The sequence below is a fragment of the Sulfitobacter sp. F26169L genome (assembly GCF_026410285.1).
Taxonomy (GTDB): Bacteria; Pseudomonadota; Alphaproteobacteria; order Rhodobacterales; family Rhodobacteraceae; genus Sulfitobacter.
On sequence record NZ_JAPMLP010000009.1, the window covers coordinates 75360 to 96280 of the forward strand.

The window sequence follows — 20921 nt, forward strand, 5'->3', positions numbered from 1 at the left end:
GCACTTCAAAGATCGACCTCTCCGTTGTGGGAGCGGAATGGCGGGGGTCGGCAGGGTAGCTCTTGCATTTGCAGTGTGCGATCCCGGTGGTTTGGCAGTACTGACTGCGCTGATCCACAACCCCCGAGCCGAATACCGACGCGTCTTAATCGAGTACGGCATGCGCTACCGGTAGAGCGGACGGAGGCGGCTATCATTTTGATCATCGGCGAGCGACCGGCAGGTCTGCGCCGCTCGTACATCTTGATCCACTCATAGCAAAGCGAACGGCGGTAGTGGCGTGCAATACATAACCGCCGCTTTGGTCTGTGGCGTTAGCCCATCATTTCGGGCAGGATTAGAACAATCTGGGGCCAGAGCGCCAGCAGGGCCAATACAAGAAGATCCATGACGATGAACCATGTCACACCCCTGAAAATCTGGGTGGTGGTCGCAAGGTTTCCGATAACTCCTTTAATCACAAAAATGTTCATCCCGATCGGGGGGGTGATCATACCGATTTCAAGAAGTTTGGTCAGCACGATGCCGAACCACAACAGCGACCAGCCCGCATCCTCTACGATAGGCAGAACGATAGGCATGGTGAGCAGCATTGCACCAATCGGTTCCAAGAACATGCCCAGCAATAGGTACACCAGAATGATGCCTAACAGGATCATCGTAGGGTTCGCGGATATACCGATAATCGATTCCGACAGGAAGTCACCGGCCCCCGACAGGGTCAGAAACCGCGTGAGCAGTGTTGCGCCTACCGCGATCACAATCAATGCTGCGGTGGTGATCATGGTTTCCTCGACAGCCATACGAAACCTCCGCCAGTCCAGAGTCCTCCGGGCCAGTCCGACTAAGCAGGACAGGAAGGCGCCGATAGCACCCGCTTCAGTCGGCGTAAACGCACCGGAGAACAGGCCGCCGAAAATGCCGATCATCACCACAACGATGGGCCATGTGTCTTTCAACGCAGCCATCCGCTCGGACAACGGTACTTTGATGTCAGCAGGGGCAAGCGCAGGGTTCAGCTTCACGCGGATGACGATCACCAGGCAATAGCCGATTGCCGTAATTATACCGGCGGTAATGCCGCCGAGAAACAGCTTTGGGACTGATACCTGTGCGATGACTCCGTAGAGGATAAGGATGATGGAGGGCGGTATAAGCGCGCCAATGGTCCCAGCGACAGCAACAGTTCCGGTGGCAAGCTGGGCATCATAACGCGCACGGATCATCTCCGGCACGGCGATGCGGCCCATAGCGGCGGAACACGCAACCGATGATCCGCAGACGGCGGCGAAACCCGCCGATCCAAAGACGGCGGCAATCGCCAATCCACCCGGCAGCGAAGCTGTCCATGCCCGTGCAGCGCGGAACATTCCCTGAGTCAGCTCTGCGTGGTAGCAGATAAAACCCAACAGCAGGAACATCGGAACTGAGCTAAGCACCCAGTTTGCTGCGAACTGATAGGGCATAATCGCAAGCGCGCCCCACGCGACATTCCAACCCATGAGGACATAAAGCCCCCCGAAGCTGACGCCTATCAGCGAAAGCCCGATGGGCACACGCAGCGCGATCAGCATGAACAGGATGCCGAGGCCGGCGAGTCCGATCTCGATATCACTCATCTTTGGGATCTCCGTAGTTTTCAAGGTCCGACATGTCAGGACCGAATGTAGAAGGCGCACCGGTCGCCAATGCTCCCGCGCGCCAAAGGGACGTCAAAACCATCAGTCCACAGCCAAGCGGGAGAGCAAAATAGCTGGGCCAGACAGGAATTGTCATCGTCCCCTGCTGCATCGCCGCTCCAAGCTCCATTTTCGCCATGGCTTCGATCCATGTGCGAACGGTCAGAAAGCCGAACACTACCGCGCCCAGAAGAGCAGCCATAGAGGCCAGTCCGGTCTGTACATTGCGCGGCATCAATTCGGTTAGAACTTCAACCGACACATGCGCGCCGCGCGATTCTGCCACCGCCAGAGAACCGAACCCGAGGATGACCATATAGTAGTTGGAAACGATGGTGATTGTGCCACCAATCGGTAGATTAAAGACAAAACGCAGCAAAACGTCTGTTGTAACGTGAAGCATCATCAGCGTGACGCAGATAAGTCCGACAAGCCCCATCGCAGAAATTAGCGGTTCAAGCAGACGTTGAAAAAAGCGCATAGGTTCCTCTTGGGTGAAGGGCAGTGGGATCGTTAAGTTGCGGCGCCGGACCATGTGCGTGCCTTTTAGGCATACACGCGATCCGGCGCTCCTATGGTCTATTTACCGTAGGTTGCCACATCTACCTTGGACAACACTTCGGTCCAATAGAGTTCCGTCATAGCTTCGACAGTTTCTACACCTTCGACCATGGGCACCCATTTCATCAGGATATCCCGCATCTTCTGCGCGTTTTCAGCACCGTTTTCCACGCCCCGCTCGGCATAGGCATCCACCATCGCCGTTACATCGGATTCGATCCAGTCACGGCTTGCCTTCAGCATTTCCGGTTCCGCAGTACGGAAGTTGATACCGCGCTCTTCGGCTTTGGCAACATTGTCCTTTGCCTCTGTCCAATACGCCCAGTTCAAGTGTGCTGCCACCGCAGCGGAGCCCCGCAGCAATGCTGTGCGCCCTGCATCGTCAAGGCCGCGCCATGTGTCGAGGTTCACGTTGGTCACACCGGAAGAGAAGGACGATCCAGGTATATCTGTGGTAATGTCCGTCACAACGTCGATAAAGCTGAAGTTCGTCAGCTCGGACGCAGAGGAGGCCGTGCAGTCGATCACCCCTTGGTTAAGTGCCTCGAACGTTTCATTGACCGAGATTGAAACAGGCGTGGCACCCATCGCCTCGACCCAACGGCTCCAGAATGCGCCGCCGGCGCGCACACGGGTCCCTTTGAGATCCTCGGCGGACGTTACTGGCTTGGTGCATTGCAGCATATAGGGCGGTGTGGCTGCACCGGCTGTATAAATCTGGTTTTGCGCCTCAAACTCTGCAACGCAAGCGTCACAGTTGAACAGGACGTATTCCATGATTGCACCGGTATAGGCAAAGACCATCCGGTCACGATCCCCCTCGACGAGTTCGCTCAGGCTGGCCAGTTCGCTTGCAAAGTTTGTGTTGGGAAACTCGGAAAGGAAATAGGGCGTAAGAACTGTGGTCATATCCGCAATTCCATCGCGCACACCGGAACTCGACTCCAGAAAGTTCAGCAGCGACAGCGGGAATACTTTGACAGTGATGTCGCCATCCGAAGCTTCCTCGACAGTGTCGGCGTAGGTCTGGACCGCTTCGACAGGAAGGGCACCGGCGGGCCAGCCGATGGCATAACGCAAATCTTTGGCGCTCGCAGCACCGCCAAAGACGGTCGCGACAGCGCCCGCGATCAAAAGCGATGCGGCACCGCTGGTAATTTTTGTGGTATTAATCATATCGTATCTCCCTTTTACAGATCAGGTATCCGGAGCTGTTCCCCGGCTGTATTCTTGTTTTGTGGCGGCGGATGATGTCGGCTAGAACACGCGCACCATCCGCCTCAATTAATCGTATAGTTAACATTTTTATATGACAAGATTTAGTTGTCAAACCGCTTCGATGATTGTGACGTTGGCCTGCCCGCCCCCTTCGCACATTGTTTGCAGGCCATAGCGCATGTTCCGTGCGCGAAGAGCATGGACGAGTGTTGCCATCAACTTTGCGCCCGATCCGCCCAGTGGATGACCAAGAGCGATAGCGCCCCCGTTGACGTTGATCCGCTCGGGGTCGGCACCGGTGTGTTTAAGCCACGCCAGCGGGATAGAGGCGAAGGCCTCGTTCACTTCGTACAGGTCGATATCGCCGATGTTCATACCGGCGCGGGCCAGCGCACGGTCGGTTGCAAACAGCGGCTCCTCCAGCATGATGACGGGATCACCCGCAGTGACCGTCAATCCATGAATACGAGCGAGGGGCGTTAATCCGTGGGTCTTGACCGCATCCGCGCTTGCCAGCAACACGGCAGAGGCTCCGTCGCAAATCTGACTGGCGTTGCCTGCGGTTATCACGCCGCCCTCTTGCAAGGTGCGCAATCCTGCAAGGGTTTCCATCGAGGCATCGCTTCGCATCCCTTCGTCGCGCGTGTGCATCCCGCCGCCCTCCAGTTCAAGCGGCACAATCTCTGCATCGAAGTGACCGGCATCGGCAGCAGCGACAGCACGCTGGTGACTGCGCACAGCGTAGGCATCCAGATCCTCACGATTGAAACCGTGTTTTTCCGCAACCATCTCCGCACCCACAAACTGCGAGAACGCAATGTCGGGGTAGGCCTTGTCCAGACCCGGCGATTTCGCCGATCCGGCTTCAAAGCTGCGGGTGAATGCGCCGGTTGCACCCATCGGCACCCGCGACATTGATTCGACACCCGCCGCGATGACAACATCCTGCGTTCCCGACATGATCGCCTGCGCGGCAAAATGGATTGATTGCTGTGATGATCCGCATTGCCGGTCAATGGTGACTGCCGGAACCGACTGCGGCAGGCGAGAGGCCAACACCGCGTTGCGACCCACGTGCAACCCCTGCTCACCGGTCTGGCTGACGCATCCCATGATCACATCCTCAATAGCGGACGGGTCAATTCCGGTGGAATCGAGTGTTGCATTCAGGACATGCGCGGCCAGATCAACTGGATGCCACCCCGAGACTTTGCCCCCGCGCCTACCACCGGGAGTGCGCAATGCAGAACAGATATAGACTTCGGTCATAGTGATACCTTTCGATTGTAGTGGGTTATTCGCCAAAGCGGGCAGGGCGCTTTTCGCGGAACGCGGCCACGCCTTCGGCAAAATCCGGATGTTGCCCCGCTTCGCGCTGGAAATTACGCTCAAGCTGAATGGATTCGGTAAAGCTTGCATCGCAAGCCGCCCAAGCGGATTGCCGCGTCAGGGCCAGTGCACGGGTCGGACCCGCCGCGAGCTTTTGCGCCAATTTCAGAGCAACCTCCTCGACGGCATCGTCTTCTGCCAGTTCCGAGATCAGACCCCATTCGAAGGCCTGTTCTGCATAGAGCTTTTCAGCGAGCAGCATCATCTTCATCGCGCGAACGCGGCCCACAGCGCGGGTTAGCAACCATGCCGCGCCACCGTCAGGCACCAGACCGATACGCGCGAACGCCTCAAGAAAGTAGGCCGAGCGCCCCGCAACGATGATGTCGCCCGACAGCGCCAGCGACGCGCCAACCCCTGCCGCCGCACCACGCACTGCCGTCACAAAAGGAACCGGCAGGGCTCGTATCGTTTCCATCAACGGATTATAGGCGTCTTCCAGCGCAAGTCCTGCATCCAGATCGCTGCCTTTTGGCGCAATATCACCTGACAGATTTGCACCCGAACAAAAGGCGCGCGCGTCCCCTGCCAGAATAATTGCACCTGCGGATGTCGCTTCGGTGCGCAGCGTGTCACGCAGGGCCACTGCCATTTCCATGTCCATAGCATTCAACGCGTCCGGATTGTTCAGACGGATGATGCAGACAGCACCGTCACGTGTGACAAGGATGCGGTCATCGGTAGGGTTGGTGGTCATCTAAGGCTCCTCGGTATGTTGAATTTTACGCTTACCGCCAGTCGGGTGGCGTCCAGTCGGGAAAAATATCGGGCAGACCGTCGCTTACACGATCGGGAAAGTCTGCCGCGCGCTTTTCAAGAAAGCTCTCGACACCCTCGGACGCATCTGCGGAGGCAGTCCGCGCAGCGACACCCCTGCTATCGACGCGGTGTGCCTCCATCGGGTGGGCAGCGCCCAACATCCGCCACATCATCTGCCGGGTCAGAGCGACCGAGACGGGCGCGGTAGTTGCGCCGATCTCCTCAGCCAGCTCTTGTGCCGCGCCCAGCAGATCACCGGGGGCGTGAACAGAGCGGACCAGCCCTGCATCAAGTGCTTCTTGCGCGTCGAATATTCTGCCGCTGGCGCTCCATTCCATCGCTTTGGAAATGCCGACCACACGGGGCAAAAACCATGACGAGCAGGCTTCGGGCACGATACCACGGCGGGCAAAGACAAATCCGAACCGCGCATCACAAGAGGCAAGGCGCATATCCATCGGAAGCTGCATCGTCGCACCGACACCCACAGCGGCGCCGTTAACCGCAGCAATGACCGGCTTGAGGCTGTCGAACAGGCGCAGGGCCAGCCGCCCGCCGGTATCGCGCATGGGCGTTCCGTCATCTTCCGGCGCGTCATCAACGAAACCTTCAGCCCCGCCGGACAAGTCCGCTCCGGCGCAAAAGGCGCGTCCGGCACCTGTTACAACCACGCAACGAACAGCATCATCTGCATCCGCAACGTCAATCGCGTCGATAAACTGGTTCATCACTTCGACCGTGAAGGCGTTTAGCTTGTCAGGTCGGTTGAGGGTCAGGGTCATCACGCCACCGGTGATGTCGGTTTGCACAACACTCATTTTGCGTCACGCACGGATGGGTCGATGCTGCGCGGTGTCGGCAAAGGTATTTTACCACGGCGCGGCCCGAGATAGCCGAACAGATATGCACCCACTTTGCGCATCTGGATTTCTTCGGAGCCTTCGGTGATCCGGTAGCGGCGGTGGTGACGGTAAATATGCTCGAACGGTTTGTGCCGTGAATATCCAACGCCGCCGTGTATTTGCATCGCCCGATCTGCGGCATCACAGCACAAACGGTTGGCTTGATAATTGCACATGCTTACCTTGTCGGACAGATGTTTGGCGACTTCCGGATGCGGCATCCGGTCCATTTCCCATGCGGTTTTGCGGATCAACAGGCGCAGCATCTCGGCTTGGGATGCCAGCTCGACCAGCGGAAATTGGATCGCCTGATTGGCGGCAAGTTCGGTGCCGAACGGCTTGCGCGCACGGGCATAGCGCACTGATTCCTCGATACAATAAACGGCAGCACCCAACGACGACGCCGCCTGCCGGATGCGGTTTTCATGCACAAAGGATTGCGCCAATGCCAAACCGCCCCCCTCGGGCCCGAACATCAGATCGTCAGGCACCCAGACATCGTTAAAGCTGACCCTCGGGTGGTCGGTGGGCATGTTGAATGTCCACAGATATTCCTCGATCTTCATGCCTGTCGTATCGGTTGGTACCAGAAACGCGGTAATGCCTTGCGCATCACCATCCTCGCCCGACGTGCGTGCAAAGGTGACGCAATGGGTCGCGGTATGCATCCCTGTGGCCAACATCTTTTCACCGTCGATGCGCCAGCCCTGTTTCCCATCTCGGGTTTCACGTTTTGCGCGCGTCTCCATATGGGTCGCGTCAGATCCGTGATCAGGCTCTGTCAGGCCGAAAGCCATGCGAATATCGCCGTTCAGCGCGCCTTTGATGAAGGTTTCTTTCTGCGTGTCGGTCCCGAAATCACGCAGCATGACAATTACAGGAAAATTTCCGACGATCGAGTGTTCGGATTGCAGATCATTGAACAGGCCCAATCCCTTGGCCGCCATATGCTCGCGGGCCACTGCCATGGCCAGATTGCCGCCGTCCTGCCCGCCAAACTCGGCCGGTAGGGAGAACCGGTACAGCCCGGCCTTGTCCGCCCGCGCGACGGCCTCGGCCATCAGCGCCTCCCATTCGGGGCGCGGTAGACCGCCGTTTTCAAAATCCGTGCGCGCCCATTCGCGGCGGTGATCAAAAAACCGCTCGTTGTCGTCCTGCGCCTGCAAGGGGGCGATTTCGGCGTCGATAAAGGTATCAATGCGGGTCAGCAGATCGGTGATGTCTGGCGGCAGATCAAAATTCATCCTAAAAAGTCCTTTTTTCACGGGCATATCGAAAGGGGCGGTCGGTGGGTGTCATGCGCCGCTTGCCAATCTGCGCAAGCGCGCCACTGCGGAGAAATCCGGCTGGTCGATAGATATTTTATCCAGCGTGGATGCAATCAACACATCGGCAAGCTCCGGTGTCGACAGATCAACGGTGCCCTCGTCGATCCGCGCGCACAACGTGCGCGTGAGATTGTCCAGATCACCTTGCATGCCAAGAATTGCGGATAGCCGTGCGGCCTCTTCGGTGGCTGTATTCCGCGCCGCAATCTCGCGGCGGACCAGATCAATCGCAGCAGCCGCCACTTTTGCCTCGAAACTGGCGTGGGGCGGCAAGGCCGCGACAGCGGTGCCGCGCAACCATTTTGTGACAGCGCCAAGAATATCATCCGGTTCAGGTGCGTCTTGCATGGTTCATTCCTTCTCCAGCATATGCAGCAGCAGGATCGCTTCTGTCTCCGAGGCGCGGCGCGCGATGACGTGGCGCTCCACCGAGGTATCGGTGCCGTCTCGCACCCATGCTGCCATTTCTTCGATGATCACACCCCACCGCAAAGCAGCAAGAACCTCCCACCAGCGCACTGTCGCGGGATTGATCGGCGCACCACCGGCAGCCGCGTAGCCTGCGAACAGGTCCGCGCGCGAACCCAGGCCGCCGACAGGCTCGGGCCGCCCGAAACGCCAGCTTTCCATGCACAGCCATCCCAAATCTGCGTGCGGATCGCCGATGTGGGCAAGTTCCCAATCCAGTACGCCGTTGATCCCCTCGGGATCGAGCATGAGGTTTCCCATCCGGAAATCACCGTGGACAAGGCGTGGTGTCACGTTTTCCGGTGTGTTGGTGCGCAACCATTGCAGGGCGAGTGAAAAGACCGGACGCGGCGTGCCGAACGATGCGTGACGCTCTTGCAGATCATCGACAGCCTGTTGTGGTGACTGGTGAGGGATTCCCAGATCCCTGGCATCGGTCTGGTGGATAGCAGCAAGAGTTTTCCCTGCCTGAAAGGCGAATTTTGCACGGGCAGGGGCCAGATTTTTGTTGCGGAAGATACGTGCGGGCAGTGCGTCGCCCTCGATCCGTGACATGATAAATCCATGCCCCGCTTTATCGTCAGGGTGCAGCTCATGCACGACACGTGGTACGGGAACACCGGCAGCTGCCGCGCGCGTGATAACCCGCGCCTCCGCTTCCATCCCGATACCGGACATACCGCTGCGGTCAAGGTTCGGTGCCCTGCGCAGGATCAGTTTATCCCGCCGACCACCTTTCAGTTCAAACGCCCATGTTTCCTGACTTGCGCCGCCGGACAACCGTTGCAGGTTTTCAATGCCGCCGGCGGCGGGATCAATGCGCGGAGCGATCCGCGACAATGCCTTTGCCAGTGCATCCTGTCCGTCGGCGCTGTCGGGATTTGCATCGCGCATCAGTTGACCTGCCGGTCGCGGCCCTCCCAATAGGGCGTCCTGAGGTCACGTTTGAGCAGTTTGCCGGACGCGTTTCGTGGCATGATGTCAATAACATCCACCTGCTTGGGACATTTGAAAGCGGCAAGGCGCTCTCGCATCCAGCCCGCTATTTCCTGCTGGTCGATTTGGGCACCCTTGTGAAGGGTGACGACAGCACGTACCGCCTCGCCCCACTTTTCGTCCGGCACGCCAATCACGGCAGCCTCGCAGATGGCGGGATGACCGTGCAAAACACTCTCTACCTCGGCCGGATATACATTTTCACCGCCCGAGATGATCATATCCTTGATCCGGTCATGAATGAAGAGATAGCCGTCTTCGTCCATATACCCCGCATCCCCTGACAGCAGCCAGCCATCTTCGCGCAGGGTTTTGGCGGTGGCCTCGGGATCATTCCAATAGCGCAGCATGTTGGAGGAGGACCGCACTGCAACTTCACCGATTACATCGGGTGCCACGGGCTTTCCTTCGGGATCGAAGATTGCAATTTCGGTTGCAGGCATGGCACGTCCAGCACTGCGCATCCGCGGCGCCCCTTCGACAACGTGATCTTCGGGCAGCAGGATCGCAACGGTGCCGGTCGTTTCCGTCATGCCGTAGCACTGCGCGAATTCACAGCCGATCACTTCGATCGCCTCTTGCAGCAGGGGTAGGGGCATCGGCGCAGCGCCGTACATGATCTCTTTAATACGCGAGAAATCGACATCTTTGGCGCGGGGGTGTTGAATCATTATCTGCAAAGCGGCGGGTACGACAAACAGCTTTGAAACCCGTTCGTTTTCGATGAAGTCAAGCGCTGCAACCGGATCAAATTCGCGCGCGATCACGCTGGTGCAGGTGTTTACGAACTAGATATTCCAGAAGCCGATACCGCCGATATGTGCAAGCGGCATGGCGATCAGGCCAATTTCATCGTCGTCCCAGTGATCATAGATCAGCTTCTGCGGCAATGTTTCCAGCCGCTGCTGGAGCAGTGCACGGTGGCTGATTAACGCAGCTTTTGGCACGCCGGTAGTGCCGGAAGTAAACAGCGCAAGCGCAGGGTCAAGCGGAGCGGAGCGATCATCGGCCGGGGTCGCCGGCTGGGCATCGCGCCACGTTTCGTAGGCCGGCCAATCCGCATGACCGCCCTCCATCGCGACAGCAACCGTCGGGGGCAGGGCGGCCAGCACCTTTTCGGCCACATCGTGGAATTCCGGACCAACAAACAGGATATCGGGCGGATATCGCAGTAATATCTGTGTGATCTCCTGCGCCGCAAGCCGCCAGTTGAGCGGCGCGAACAGCCCACCCGCCCGTGTCGCTCCGACATAGATCTCAAAAACATGATCACAGTTCTTGCCGAGATAAAAAACGTTTTTTGCACCTTGCGCGTCGAGCGCATGAGCAACCTGATCGACGCGACGGTCAAATTCTCCAAAGGTGGTATTGCGACCCTCAAAGCGGTTACAAATTCTATCCGGTGCACGCTTCGCCGCACTTCGAGCTACGACACTCATCGTGATCATCGCTTCGGGGTCGATCATTCCATTTTCCTCCCAGATTGGACATGTCGGCTTTTGACGATCTGACGCAACTCGCGCGGCTCGGCAATCCCGCCGCCAAAGCACCCGCGTGCCTTTATCCAGCCCGTCAGATCTGGAAGTTAATTATCCGATTAACACGCCTGCGTAAAGTGGTAATTAAGCGACGAATTCACACAGAGCAGAGAGGGGCACCGACCAACGATTGAAATGATCTGAGCACAGATGGCTCGTGCAGGCAGGGCGAACGGACGTGGATGACATCTATGACCGGACATTTAAGCCAATTTGCCACAGGAAGTCATATTATTCTGCACGCTGGTCCTCGATACACATGATCGTGTAAGGTAGATGGAGGGTGACAAAGCCCCAAGTCGGGCGTATGAAAAGATTAGAACGAGGAGTTAGTCGGACAATGAATACAACTGCCCTGACGGATGAAACTCCTGTCTCAGCAGGTGCATCTACCCGCGATGACCTGCTGCAAGCAGCCAGCGACCTGATGTGCCGACGCGATACGCTTTCGATTCCGATAGCCGATATTGCGGCGGAGGCGGGGGTGAATTCAGCTTTGGTAAAGTACTATTTTGGCAACAAAAGTGGTTTGATGCGGGCGCTTTTGGGTAGGGATCTCACTCTGGCCGTGTCGCAGCTGGAAGAGCTGGTAGAGATGGAAATGCGTCCGAGCACCAAAATGCGCTATCATCTCTCAGGGCTGATTAAGATGTATTTCAAATACCCGTATCTGCAACGTCTGCTTACCGCTACAATGCGTGACGAGACCGACGAGATCGGTGCGGAGCTGGCACGTTTGTACATCCAGCCCATCCACGACGCGTACGAGCGCATGATTGCGGAAGGCGTAGATGCTGGTGAATTCCAGCCTCTCGATCACCGTTTCTTCTACTTCATCGTCATCGGGGCGTGTGACCACATCTTTTCGTCACGTTATGTACTGAAATATATACACAAAATTGACGAAATTGATGACGACCTGCGTCGAGCCTACTCCGAGCAAGCAATATCCATGATTATGGGTGGATTGATGGCCCGGACCTGACTTACGGCGGGTGCATTGCCACACGGCGCACAACCGGATCACGGGCAGTTTTTCTGCTTCAACCGCCGGATGAGGCCTTCAAGCTGGCAAGAATTTCCTCCGTATCACCACCGACAGCCGCAGGTGATTTTACAGGTTCCGGAACACTTCGCGAAAATCGCGGGGCCGGCGCGGCCTGTGACACACCATTGACGTCAATCATTACCTCTCGTGAAGCCATATGCGGATGTGATGCCACATTTTCAAATGCCAGCACAGGCGCGACACACGCATCGGTTCCCTCAAAAATTTCGACCCATTCCGCCTGTGTGCGTGCAGCAAAAACCTCTTCGTACTGGGCTGAACGGGCGTGCCAGCTCGTTTGGTCAAACTGGCTCGCGCCGTGCTCTGCTGGCAAACCCGCCTTTTCCAGCAAAAGCGCATGAAACTGCGGCTCGATCGAGCCAACGGTCATGAACAGATTATCGCTGGTCCGGTAGCAGCGATAAAAGGGCGCGCCGCCATCAAGAACATTGTTCTGGCGGAAACTGCTCCATTGGTCGCGGGCCAAGAATGTATGGATCAGCCCCATCATCGCAGAAACACCATCGACCATTGCGGCATCAACCACTTGCCCTTTGCCGGAGGTGTGTCGTTCGTAAACGGCAGCCATGATACCCAGCAGCAGGAACATCGTGCCCCCGCCATAATCCGCGACAAGATTGAGAGGTGGCGGGGGCGGCGCGTTCGCTGTCCCCATTGCGGCCAAGGCACCGGTCAGCCCCAGATAGTTTATGTCATGTCCGGCAAACTTGCTCAGAGGTCCGGTTTGGCCCCATCCAGTAATACGGCCAAGGATGACGTGATCATCAAGATCGTCCGGCCCCAGCCCCAACCGCTCCATCACGCCGGGGCGGAACCCTTCGATCACGATCCCCGAAGCGTTAATCAAAGCACGCGCAGCCTGCCGACCCTCCTCTGTTTTCAGGTCGAGCACGACAGAGCGCTTGCCACGGCGGTTCACATCCGTCTTGTCCGCAGGTGCGTGGGCGCGGTCAATTACAATGACGTCGGCGCCCAGATCAGCCAATAGCTGACCCGCCAGCGGGGCAGGCCCGAGGCCAACCATTTCAACGACTTGCATACCTTTCAAGGGTCCTGACACGGGTATCTCCTCAGTTCCGGTTCCGGTCGTCCAGCCCCAGACCGCGACCGATAATTTCGCGCATGATCTCGGACGTTCCGGCATAAATCCGGCTGATCCGCGCATCAACGTAGAGGCGTGAGATTTCGTACTCTTCCATGTATCCCGCACCGCCGTGCAGTTGCAGGCAAGTGTCGATGATCTCGCCCTCTATTTCAGAGGTGAACAGCTTGGCCTGTGCCGCCATCTCTGCGGTACATTCACCTTCCATATGCGCCATTGCGCAATGATCCAGATAGGCCCAGCCGACATCAAGCTTGGTCCGCACATCCGCCATCGCAAAGCGGCTGTTCTGGAACGTGCCTATGGGTTTTCCGAAGGCGCGCCGCTCCTTGATGAATTCCATCGTGATGTCGAACGCGCGTTCAGCCCGCGCAAGATAGCCGTCCGCGCCGATCAGACGCTCTTCGGCAAGGTTGGTCATCATGATTTTGAAGCCGTCGCTGCCCGTCCCCACGAGGTTCGCAGCAGGCACCTTGACGTTGTCAAAGAAAAGTTCGGAGGTATCCTGCGCTTGCAGCCCCATCTTTTTGAGATTCTGGCCTTTGGCAAATCCTTCCATGCCTTCCTCGACCCAGAACAGGCCGATGGCGCGGGGGTTTTCCGGATCGGTTTTGGCGGCGATCAGGTAAAGACCGGCGATCTGGCCGTTGGAGATATAGGTTTTTGATCCGTTTAGAATCCAGTGGTCGCCCTGCTTTTCCGCACGCGTCTTGATGCCTGCCAGATCGGAACCGCTGGAGGGTTCTGTCATGCCAATCGCAAGGATTGTCTCGCCGGAAACGACACCGGGCATGTATCTCTTTTTCTGGTCGTCTGTGCCGTAGCGGTGCAGATACGGACCCACGATGCGGTTGTGCAAAGGAACAAAGAACGAGCTTTCAGCCTTGCCGATCTCTTCGTTCAGGATCATGTCGAACCTGAAATCGTCCAGACCCATGCCGCCGTATTCTTCATCTGCGTACATCGCCAGATAGCCGTTCTTACCCGCCGACAGCCAGGCCTCTTTACTGACCTGCTTCGCTTCACGCCAGCTTTCAGCGTTTGGCGTGACTTCGGCGGCAATCCATTTGCGCACGGATTCCCGGAACATGTCATGTTCTTCTTCAAAAATGCGTCTCTTGATCATGGTTGTATCCTCACTTGCGCTTCGCGTTGGGATTTCTGATTGATTTAGCTGTTGGTCCAGTTGGGTGAGCGCTTTTCGACAAACGCTTGCACCCCTTCTTTGCCGTCATTTGACGTCAGAACCGTTTGAAATTCCGGCCCGCTCGCCTTGAAAGCTTCCGGCAGCCGCTCGATGTCTTCTTCGAGAATGTTCAAAACACGCTTGGAGGCACGCACCGCTGTCGGTGAGGCCATCGTGATCTCTTTCGCAATGGCACGGGCGATGTCCATCGCGCTCTCTCCATCCGGTGCCACGCGGTTGATTATACCCAACGCACAGGCGCGCTCTGCATCAATCGCGCGTCCGGTCAGGATCAACTCCATCGCGGCCTTTCTACCGATCTGGCGCGTCAGACGCTGGACACCCCCCGCCGCCGCAAATAGCCCTACCTTGACCTCGGGCAGGGCAAACTTCGCACCGGCATCCGCCACCGCGATATCGCTGGCCAGCACAATCTCGCAACCGCCGCCCATTGCCACGCCGTTCACCGCAGCAATGATCGGTTTTTCACGGCCCCACCGGTTGCAGATGCCGCCAAACCCGGACTCTCCGGGTTGAATGTCATGCCCCTCGCTTGTCGCCTTCAGGTCATTGCCCGAGCAGAACGCCTTGTCCCCCGCACCGGTCAGGATTGCGACCCACAGATTGCGGTCGCGGTCATAGGCGTTGAAAATTTCTTGCAATTCATGATGAGCCGGACCGTGAAGCGCGTTGTATCGATCCGCACGATCAATCGTCACTTCAAGGACATGCCCGTCCCGTGTGACGCTGGTATATTCAAATTTCTTGCTCCAGAATTTATCCAGATCATCACTGTCGGCGCTTTGCGTGTCGGTCATTCAAGTCTCCTGCGTTGTGGGGCAGCCCCATGTAAAAGCGCGGTGCCACAAAGGGCACCGCTCCGGATGATCCCTCAGCGTGGAGCCATGCGAATTGCACCATCAAGGCGGATGTCTTCGCCGTTCAGGTAAGAGTTGCGCACAATCTCAAGCGCGAGAGATGCGTACTCCTCCGGCATCCCGAGACGTGCAGGGTTGGGCACCATCGCACCCAGAGACTGGCGCACGTTTTCAGGCAACCCCATCAACAGTGGTGTCTCAAATAGGCCGGGCAGGATTGTGTTGACCCGGATATGCTCGGCAGACAGATCGCGCGCGATGGGCAGGGTCATGCCGACGATTGCAGCCTTTGAGGCCGAATAGGCAACTTGTCCTACCTGCCCATCCTCTGCCGCTACCGAAGCGGTCGAGATAATGACGCCGCGCTCGCCTTCGTCGGGGTCAAGCGTCATCATGCCAGCGGATGCTTTGACTGTGCAGATAAATGTGCCGATCTGGTTCACTTCGATCACTTTACGGTATTCCGCGATTGGGAATTGCGAAATGCCGCCGGTTTTGCGGTCGCGGCCCGCAGTTTTGATCGCGTTGCCGATGCCCGCGCAGTTTACCAGAATACGCTCTTGCCCGTTCGCCGCACGTGCCTTTTCAAAACCCGCATCGACGCTGGCCTCGTCAGATACGTTCACTTTGCAGAACACACCGCCCAACTCGCTGGCGATGGCCTCGCCCGCTTCTTCGTTCAGATCGAAAAGCGCGACCTTGACGCCCTGTGCCGCAAGCGCCCGTGCAGTAGCAAGACCTAGGCCCGATGCGCCGCCCGTGATGACTGCCGAGATTGAATTATCCAGTTTCATTGATGTCTCTCCGTCTTAAAATTCCAAAATGATCCAGTATACGCGCTCAGATGCGTTCGATGATGATCGCCGGTGCCATGCCGCCTGCCGCGCACATGGTGATCAGGCCATAGCGCCCGCCGGAGCGTTCCAGCTCATCCAGTGCGGTGCCGATCAGGATCGAACCGGTGGCCCCGATAGGGTGGCCAAGCGCAATCGCGCCACCGTTGATGTTGACCTTGGAACGATCAAGACCGAGATCGCGGATGAACTTTTCTGCAACAACAGCAAAGGCTTCGTTGATTTCGTACACGTCGATATCGTCGGTGGTCAGACCGGCCTTTGCCAGCACCTTTCGCGCGGCGGGAACCGGGGCGTTGAGCATCAGCGTCGGGTCGTCGCCGATGTTGGCGGTGGCCACAATGCGCGCCCGTGGCTTCATTCCGTGCTTTTCCACATAGCCTTCGGATGCCAGCAACAGGGCGGCCGCACCATCCACAACGCCGGACGAGTTGCCGGCATGATGGACATAATTCATCTTGCCTTTCAGATCAGGATAGCGCGCATAAATCATATCGCCATAAGTGGTTCCCGCATCGTCGATGGGAAACTCCATAAACTTGTCAAACACAGTGTTCAGTTTACCGAGAGTCTCTACCGTCGTGCCGGGGCGTGGAAACTCTTCCTTGTCCAGCACCAGCGCATTGGTGTCCGGATCATAGACCGGCACAAGAGAGCGGTCGAACCGCCCTTCTGCAATCGCGTGGGCCGCGCGCTGCTGACTGACAGCGGCAAGGCGGTCCGTGGCTTCGCGGTCAATCCCTTCCAGCGTCGCAATCGCATCCGCGCTGCACCCTTGCTGGGTCTGCGGATGTTTCGCCCGCAAGCTGAGATTGCCAGCGTCCATCATAAACGGTGATTTAGGGTCTGCAATCTGGGCGGTATAGCTCATCATCTCGGTACCGCCCGCGATCACAACGTCTTCCATACCGGACATAATCTGCGCGGCTGCGAGTGATACGGTGGTGATGCCAGAACCACAAAACCGGTCCAGCGTGACACCCGATGCGCGGATATCATATCCCGCGTCCAGCGCGGCCATGCGCCCCAGATCACCGCCTTGCTTACCCCGTTGGGTGCTGGTTCCCCAAATGATGTCATCAACATCCGCAGTGTCTAGGTCGTTGCGATCGCGCAGGGCTGCGAGGACAGTCGCGCCAAGATGCTGGGGGTGCAAATGGGCCAGCGCCCCCTTGCCCACCTTGCCCACACCGCGCGGGGTGCGGCAGGCGTCTATAATATATGCTTGTGACATCAAAAGTCTCCTTGGACGGTATTACTGGGGTCTGGCTGACATACAGGGGCGCTGACTGTCGCAGCGCTCATAGCGCCAAGCTCCGGCATCGCGCCGATGTCTGCGCCACGGCGACTGCTTCTTGGCAAAGGTAAAACAGTTGTATTTGCCACGCAACGCTGGACCTCAATGAATTTCATGACCAGAACATCGTTCGCGGACGTTAATTAGTCAAGCAATTAACTTTCAAAACGTCAATGTTATTGCGCTTCAGTTCTGGATCGCATCTTTAGGATAGCGCGGGTTGAAGCGCTCGTTCGTCCTATTTGCGCGCTGAATGCTGGTCTGCTCGAAGGCCACGCTTCCACCTCGAGACATGAAGGCGATCTGCAACTGTTCCGTTTATGTAAATCGGGGACAACGGGAACGCACCAAGCTGTCACGAAAGCGTTTCATACTCGGCGTTGTTTGCGAGCGTTTTGAGGTTTTCGCGCAATTGCGACTGGTTGCGTGCAATCGTTCTGGCCCATGCGTCGGGGTTTGCGCGCAGACGGCTGCGATTTGCGCGAATGATTGTGGTCGCGGCGCTGACAATCGGGCGCATGAGAACAGCACGCGGCACACGCAGCTCTCCGGCTTTTGCGCGACCATGAAAGCGGTACGTGAGATGCCACAAAAGAAGGCGCCCGAGCGCTGTGGGAAGCTTTGTATTTTCATGTAGCTGCGCCGCCACGCTCTCTATTGTCGCTTGCGCCAAGACCGCCGACTGATCTGTCAGCGGGCCGGTCACGGCGTCAAACATTTCATCCACGCGGCGCGCGGCCGCATGGGTCGTGATGCCGCTGATAAGCCGTGCATCCACCCCGAGGAGCCGACCGATGTAGCCCCAGAAGCGATAGAGGCGGTCAATTTCCTGACCTGTCAGAGCAAAACCGAGGCTGTCTTCAGCCTGCCAGGAAGTACGCGTAAAATCCATCCACGTACGACCAAGATCCACCTGATTGATCGCCACCCCATAGCGGCTGGCATCATAATCACCTTTGGCAGCGTAAAACCGCACCTTCGCGTGCAGCATGCGCACACCAACGGTCGCGATATACCCCGGCGCACCGGGGCGCAAAGCGCCGGGCAGCATGGCTTCGCCCAGCCATTTCGCGGTTTCGCGCAGCCGCGCGTCTGCACCCTCGACAAGCCGCCCCGTGCCTGACAGAACCGCCGCGATCGACGGCGATTCATAAACGCGAATGAGCGAGCCTACACTGAGAGAAATCACATGGACAGCAGGGGGCATGGTATGGAACGCTTCGCCACCATTGGACAGCAAATCCCCATCAATTGCGGCTGCCGCCTGTTCGATATCTTCAAATAAGTCAGCAAGTTCGGGATCAGGCTGATCAAGTGTGGCCAGCCCTTCGCGTAGGCCAAGGTCAAGTGCAGCCGATAATTCACGGTCGCCCTCGGCGATGCGTTTTGCAACCGGATCAGCCAGCGGATCGCCAGTGGTGAGCGCCCACTGCATGAGATCGGCGCGATCCGTGCCGAACTGCAGTGCAATAGCGTCAAGGGACCCGCGTGCTGTAGGCCAATGCAGCAGCGTCATGAACGTGCTTTTGACAACTTTGGCCGAGCCCTCTTGATCGCTGCCCGCAACGCTTCTGAGAACTCACCTTCCCCGAACTTGCTAAGCGCCGAATGTGCGGCGCAAAGCGTGCGCGTCCCGGACCAATCCGACGCGATCCTCTCTGCCCAATCGCAAAAACGCGCACCGGCGTCCGGCGTGTCGAGAAGGGCGTCTTTCAATTTGGGATGGAGCGCGATCTCGGGGAGTGGCAGCACCTTACGCAAGGCGTTCGGCAAGGGCAAAACGTTGAACGTGTCGTCGACATGCAGCGCACCGCTTTCGGCATGATACACTAACAACGATCCCGCATGAACGCTTTCGTCCGCACAGATATAATCAATCCCGTCCGGCATGGAAAAGCTTAGTTGCGGATACCGCGCGGCGACCGCGTCACTTTCAACCAAGTCGGCGGCCCAATCAACATCGGGCACCTGTTGGGCATGGCGGGAAGATCCATAGAACGTCGCAGACGGAAAATCTTTGGCCATCTGTGCACAGTGAAGCGTATGGAAAGGATGTACGTTCAGCACTGCCTCGACCGAGCGCCCTTGATCGGTCAGCGCCATGATGCGCTCGCGGATCTCACCCTTCAGCGTATAGCTATCGAGAAATACAAACCGCCCCTCGCCAACTTTAACCAACGAGCATTGGGTGCCGACGTTGAAGACACCGCCCATCCGCAGATCCCCCCTTATGTTCCAGAACGTATCACTCAACTGGACAATTTCCTCGGCCATGACTCACCTCTTTCAAATTAAGTTATCGGGCTGCTCTGAGCTAGATCAACATCCTGGTGGATCATCAGATGCGCGGCCCTTCGGCAATGTAACTGACGTCGCCTTACAGATTTCACGGAGTGCCGGTTTCAGCCCTTCTTCGAACGTCGGGTGATACAATGGAATCTCCAACAGTTGGCTGGCCGTTTCACCCCGCTGGATCGCGTGGATCAGAAAGTGGGCCATGTGGTCGGCACCCGGGCAGAACAACTCGGCACCGACAAGCCGTCCACCTGCCTTTTCGGCGTAAAGACGCGCGAGACCGGTTGCACGAGCCTCAACCTTGGCCCGTCCCTGATCTGCGTAAGAAGCGTGCCCTGTAATCGTGGTATCGTTTGGACTCTCACCCAGAACGGCGAGAGGCGGATCGGTGAATGTCAGTGTAAAGCGGGGCGTACGTGTAAACGCCTCGACCTGCGGATAGAGGGCGGCGTTGCAACCGGCGATACTGCCTTCGTCTGACGCTTCGTGCAGGATGGCCGCATCTGCGTTCGCATCACCGGCGATAAAGACGGGTGCATCGCCCCATTGCATCGTATTACGATCAAACACCGGCTTCCCGTAGTCATCAAGTTCCAAATTCGCCGCGTCAAGGCCAAGACCTTCGTATGCAGGCGGACGGCCCGTCGCGACGAGAACACGGTCGAATACCCGGCAACCGCTGGTGGCACCTGACCATGATATCCGGGCGTTACCATCAACCTTTTCAACCTTCACATCGACGCCCAGATGAACCGGAAGCTCTTGTCCGATCACATCAGCCAGAGAGGTCTGGACATCGCGATTTTGCGCGCCACCAAGCGTCTCTGCATGATCGAAAAGTGTTGTTTCTACACCTAATCGCGATATCGCCTGCGCCAGTTCGATCCCGATGGCACCGCCCCCGATGACCGCCAGCGACTTGGGAAGGTCTTGCATTTCAAACACGCTCTCATTGGTGAGGGCGAGATCACCGAGATCTCTGAACGGCTCGGGGATACTTGCATAAGAGCCGGTTGCAATAACAACGGTTTTGGCATTGACTGTATCGCCGTTATCAAGAGCAAGCTCCGTCTGCTCGGTGAAACGCGCACGCGCTTTGATGCAGACCCCCTCTGGTAAATCGTCGAATGACCCGCGCGTTGCCTCCACGAATTTATCACGTTCCCGCCGAACCCGTTCCAATACGGCAGGTCCGTCGACTTTGATTTCCTGCGTCGTGATTCCGAACACATCTGTTCCACGCGCATCATGCGCAGCGCGCGCCGCCGCAATGAGAAGTTTGGACGGCATACAGCCTGTGGTCGCGCAAAGCGTACCGCGAAAGGCTTCGTCAATCAGCAGGGTGCGCGCGCCTTTGTCGCGCGCGCTGCGTTCTGCAGCGAGGCCGGCAGTGCCGGCCCCG

19 protein-coding genes and 1 pseudogene are annotated in these 20921 nt (G+C 57.7%); 1 reads left to right on the forward strand and 19 read right to left on the reverse strand.

Annotated elements, in window-relative coordinates:
- Window positions 1-314: 314 nt before the first annotated feature.
- The 11 genes and pseudogenes from OS189_RS16345 to OS189_RS16395 all read right to left on the reverse strand — a co-directional run.
- Window positions 315-1619, reverse strand: a complete 1305-nt coding sequence (locus tag OS189_RS16345; protein WP_267168405.1) for a TRAP transporter large permease — start codon at window positions 1617-1619, stop codon at window positions 315-317.
- Complete coding sequence (locus OS189_RS16350; protein WP_267168406.1) at window positions 1612-2160, reverse strand: TRAP transporter small permease; 549 nt, start codon at window positions 2158-2160, stop codon at window positions 1612-1614. Before OS189_RS16350 ends, OS189_RS16345 begins: the two co-directional genes overlap by 8 nt.
- A 98-nt stretch (window positions 2161-2258) precedes the next feature.
- The gene (locus OS189_RS16355; RefSeq protein ID WP_267168407.1) at window positions 2259-3416 is read right to left on the reverse strand and encodes a C4-dicarboxylate TRAP transporter substrate-binding protein; all 1158 of its coding nucleotides are present in this window, start codon (window positions 3414-3416) and stop codon (window positions 2259-2261) included.
- A gap of 150 nt (window positions 3417-3566) precedes the next feature.
- The gene (locus OS189_RS16360; protein WP_267168408.1) at window positions 3567-4727 is read right to left on the reverse strand and encodes an acetyl-CoA C-acetyltransferase; all 1161 of its coding nucleotides are present in this window, start codon (window positions 4725-4727) and stop codon (window positions 3567-3569) included.
- A gap of 25 nt (window positions 4728-4752) precedes the next feature.
- Window positions 4753-5544 carry an enoyl-CoA hydratase-related protein gene (locus OS189_RS16365; RefSeq protein ID WP_267168409.1) on the reverse strand — a complete coding sequence of 264 codons (792 nt, stop codon included), beginning with the start codon at window positions 5542-5544 and terminating at the stop codon, window positions 4753-4755.
- A 31-nt stretch (window positions 5545-5575) separates the two neighbouring features.
- On the reverse strand, window positions 5576-6424 hold the full coding sequence (locus OS189_RS16370; protein WP_267168410.1) for a crotonase/enoyl-CoA hydratase family protein: 849 nt from the start codon (window positions 6422-6424) through the stop codon (window positions 5576-5578).
- Window positions 6421-7752: an acyl-CoA dehydrogenase family protein gene (locus tag OS189_RS16375; protein WP_267168411.1), complete on the reverse strand. Its 1332-nt coding sequence runs from the start codon at window positions 7750-7752 to the stop codon at window positions 6421-6423. The genes OS189_RS16370 and OS189_RS16375 overlap by 4 nt, the downstream gene beginning before the upstream one ends.
- 51 nt (window positions 7753-7803) lie before the next feature.
- Complete coding sequence (locus OS189_RS16380) at window positions 7804-8184, reverse strand: DUF6285 domain-containing protein (RefSeq protein ID WP_267168412.1); 381 nt, start codon at window positions 8182-8184, stop codon at window positions 7804-7806.
- Window positions 8185-8187: 3 nt separating this feature from the next.
- Complete coding sequence (locus OS189_RS16385; protein ID WP_267168413.1) at window positions 8188-9198, reverse strand: phosphotransferase family protein; 1011 nt, start codon at window positions 9196-9198, stop codon at window positions 8188-8190.
- Window positions 9198-9650, reverse strand: a complete 453-nt coding sequence (locus OS189_RS16390) for an AMP-binding enzyme (protein ID WP_323380247.1) — start codon at window positions 9648-9650, stop codon at window positions 9198-9200. Before OS189_RS16390 ends, OS189_RS16385 begins: the two co-directional genes overlap by 1 nt.
- Window positions 9648-10766: pseudogene (locus OS189_RS16395) on the reverse strand (AMP-binding protein); the annotation flags it as partial. The gene OS189_RS16390 and the pseudogene OS189_RS16395, both read right to left, overlap by 3 nt.
- Window positions 10767-11178: 412 nt before the next feature.
- Here OS189_RS16395 and OS189_RS16400 point away from each other — a divergent pair.
- Window positions 11179-11823, forward strand: a complete 645-nt coding sequence (locus OS189_RS16400; protein WP_267168414.1) for a TetR family transcriptional regulator — start codon at window positions 11179-11181, stop codon at window positions 11821-11823.
- 58 nt (window positions 11824-11881) lie between these two features.
- On the opposite strand, the gene OS189_RS16405 is transcribed toward OS189_RS16400, so the two are convergent.
- From OS189_RS16405 to OS189_RS16440, 8 genes are all read right to left on the reverse strand, one after another.
- Window positions 11882-12967: a CaiB/BaiF CoA transferase family protein gene (locus OS189_RS16405; RefSeq protein ID WP_267168415.1), complete on the reverse strand. Its 1086-nt coding sequence runs from the start codon at window positions 12965-12967 to the stop codon at window positions 11882-11884.
- Between the two features lie 10 nt (window positions 12968-12977).
- Window positions 12978-14135, reverse strand: coding sequence for an acyl-CoA dehydrogenase family protein (locus tag OS189_RS16410; protein WP_267168416.1), 1158 nt, complete (start codon window positions 14133-14135; stop codon window positions 12978-12980).
- 44 nt (window positions 14136-14179) lie between these two features.
- Window positions 14180-15013, reverse strand: a complete 834-nt coding sequence (locus tag OS189_RS16415) for an enoyl-CoA hydratase-related protein (protein ID WP_267168417.1) — start codon at window positions 15011-15013, stop codon at window positions 14180-14182.
- 74 nt (window positions 15014-15087) lie between these two features.
- Window positions 15088-15867, reverse strand: coding sequence for an SDR family NAD(P)-dependent oxidoreductase (locus tag OS189_RS16420; RefSeq protein WP_267168418.1), 780 nt, complete (start codon window positions 15865-15867; stop codon window positions 15088-15090).
- A 46-nt stretch (window positions 15868-15913) separates the two neighbouring features.
- Window positions 15914-17161 carry an acetyl-CoA C-acetyltransferase gene (locus OS189_RS16425; RefSeq protein ID WP_267168419.1) on the reverse strand — a complete coding sequence of 416 codons (1248 nt, stop codon included), beginning with the start codon at window positions 17159-17161 and terminating at the stop codon, window positions 15914-15916.
- 418 nt (window positions 17162-17579) lie between these two features.
- Entirely contained in the window at window positions 17580-18740 is a 1161-nt protein-coding gene (locus tag OS189_RS16430) for an oxygenase MpaB family protein (RefSeq protein WP_267168420.1), read from the reverse strand.
- Window positions 18737-19498, reverse strand: coding sequence for a hypothetical protein (locus OS189_RS16435; protein ID WP_267168421.1), 762 nt, complete (start codon window positions 19496-19498; stop codon window positions 18737-18739). Before OS189_RS16435 ends, OS189_RS16430 begins: the two co-directional genes overlap by 4 nt.
- 45 nt (window positions 19499-19543) lie before the next feature.
- Window positions 19544-20921 (reverse strand): dihydrolipoyl dehydrogenase (locus tag OS189_RS16440; RefSeq protein ID WP_267168422.1); only part of this gene is annotated, 1378 nt, incomplete at its 5' end.

What these genes read in the sequence shown, in the direction of transcription:
- OS189_RS16430 (WP_267168420.1), bottom strand. Translation starts at nt 18,740, where the DNA reads ATGACGCTGCTGCATTGGCCTACAGCACGCGGGTCCCTTGACGCTATT.
- OS189_RS16360 (WP_267168408.1), bottom strand. Translation starts at nt 4,727, where the DNA reads ATGACCGAAGTCTATATCTGTTCTGCATTGCGCACTCCCGGTGGTAGG.
- OS189_RS16370 (WP_267168410.1), bottom strand. Translation starts at nt 6,424, where the DNA reads ATGAGTGTTGTGCAAACCGACATCACCGGTGGCGTGATGACCCTGACC.
- OS189_RS16400 (WP_267168414.1), top strand. Translation starts at nt 11,179, where the DNA reads ATGAATACAACTGCCCTGACGGATGAAACTCCTGTCTCAGCAGGTGCA.
- OS189_RS16385 (WP_267168413.1), bottom strand. Translation starts at nt 9,198, where the DNA reads ATGCGCGATGCAAATCCCGACAGCGCCGACGGACAGGATGCACTGGCA.
- OS189_RS16355 (WP_267168407.1), bottom strand. Translation starts at nt 3,416, where the DNA reads ATGATTAATACCACAAAAATTACCAGCGGTGCCGCATCGCTTTTGATC.
- OS189_RS16350 (WP_267168406.1), bottom strand. Translation starts at nt 2,160, where the DNA reads ATGCGCTTTTTTCAACGTCTGCTTGAACCGCTAATTTCTGCGATGGGG.
- OS189_RS16375 (WP_267168411.1), bottom strand. Translation starts at nt 7,752, where the DNA reads ATGAATTTTGATCTGCCGCCAGACATCACCGATCTGCTGACCCGCATT.
- OS189_RS16380 (WP_267168412.1), bottom strand. Translation starts at nt 8,184, where the DNA reads ATGCAAGACGCACCTGAACCGGATGATATTCTTGGCGCTGTCACAAAA.
- OS189_RS16410 (WP_267168416.1), bottom strand. Translation starts at nt 14,135, where the DNA reads ATGATCAAGAGACGCATTTTTGAAGAAGAACATGACATGTTCCGGGAA.
- OS189_RS16365 (WP_267168409.1), bottom strand. Translation starts at nt 5,544, where the DNA reads ATGACCACCAACCCTACCGATGACCGCATCCTTGTCACACGTGACGGT.
- OS189_RS16345 (WP_267168405.1), bottom strand. Translation starts at nt 1,619, where the DNA reads ATGAGTGATATCGAGATCGGACTCGCCGGCCTCGGCATCCTGTTCATG.
- OS189_RS16390 (WP_323380247.1), bottom strand. Translation starts at nt 9,650, where the DNA reads ATGCTGCGCTATTGGAATGATCCCGAGGCCACCGCCAAAACCCTGCGC.
- OS189_RS16435 (WP_267168421.1), bottom strand. Translation starts at nt 19,498, where the DNA reads ATGGCCGAGGAAATTGTCCAGTTGAGTGATACGTTCTGGAACATAAGG.
- OS189_RS16415 (WP_267168417.1), bottom strand. Translation starts at nt 15,013, where the DNA reads ATGACCGACACGCAAAGCGCCGACAGTGATGATCTGGATAAATTCTGG.
- OS189_RS16420 (WP_267168418.1), bottom strand. Translation starts at nt 15,867, where the DNA reads ATGAAACTGGATAATTCAATCTCGGCAGTCATCACGGGCGGCGCATCG.
- OS189_RS16425 (WP_267168419.1), bottom strand. Translation starts at nt 17,161, where the DNA reads ATGTCACAAGCATATATTATAGACGCCTGCCGCACCCCGCGCGGTGTG.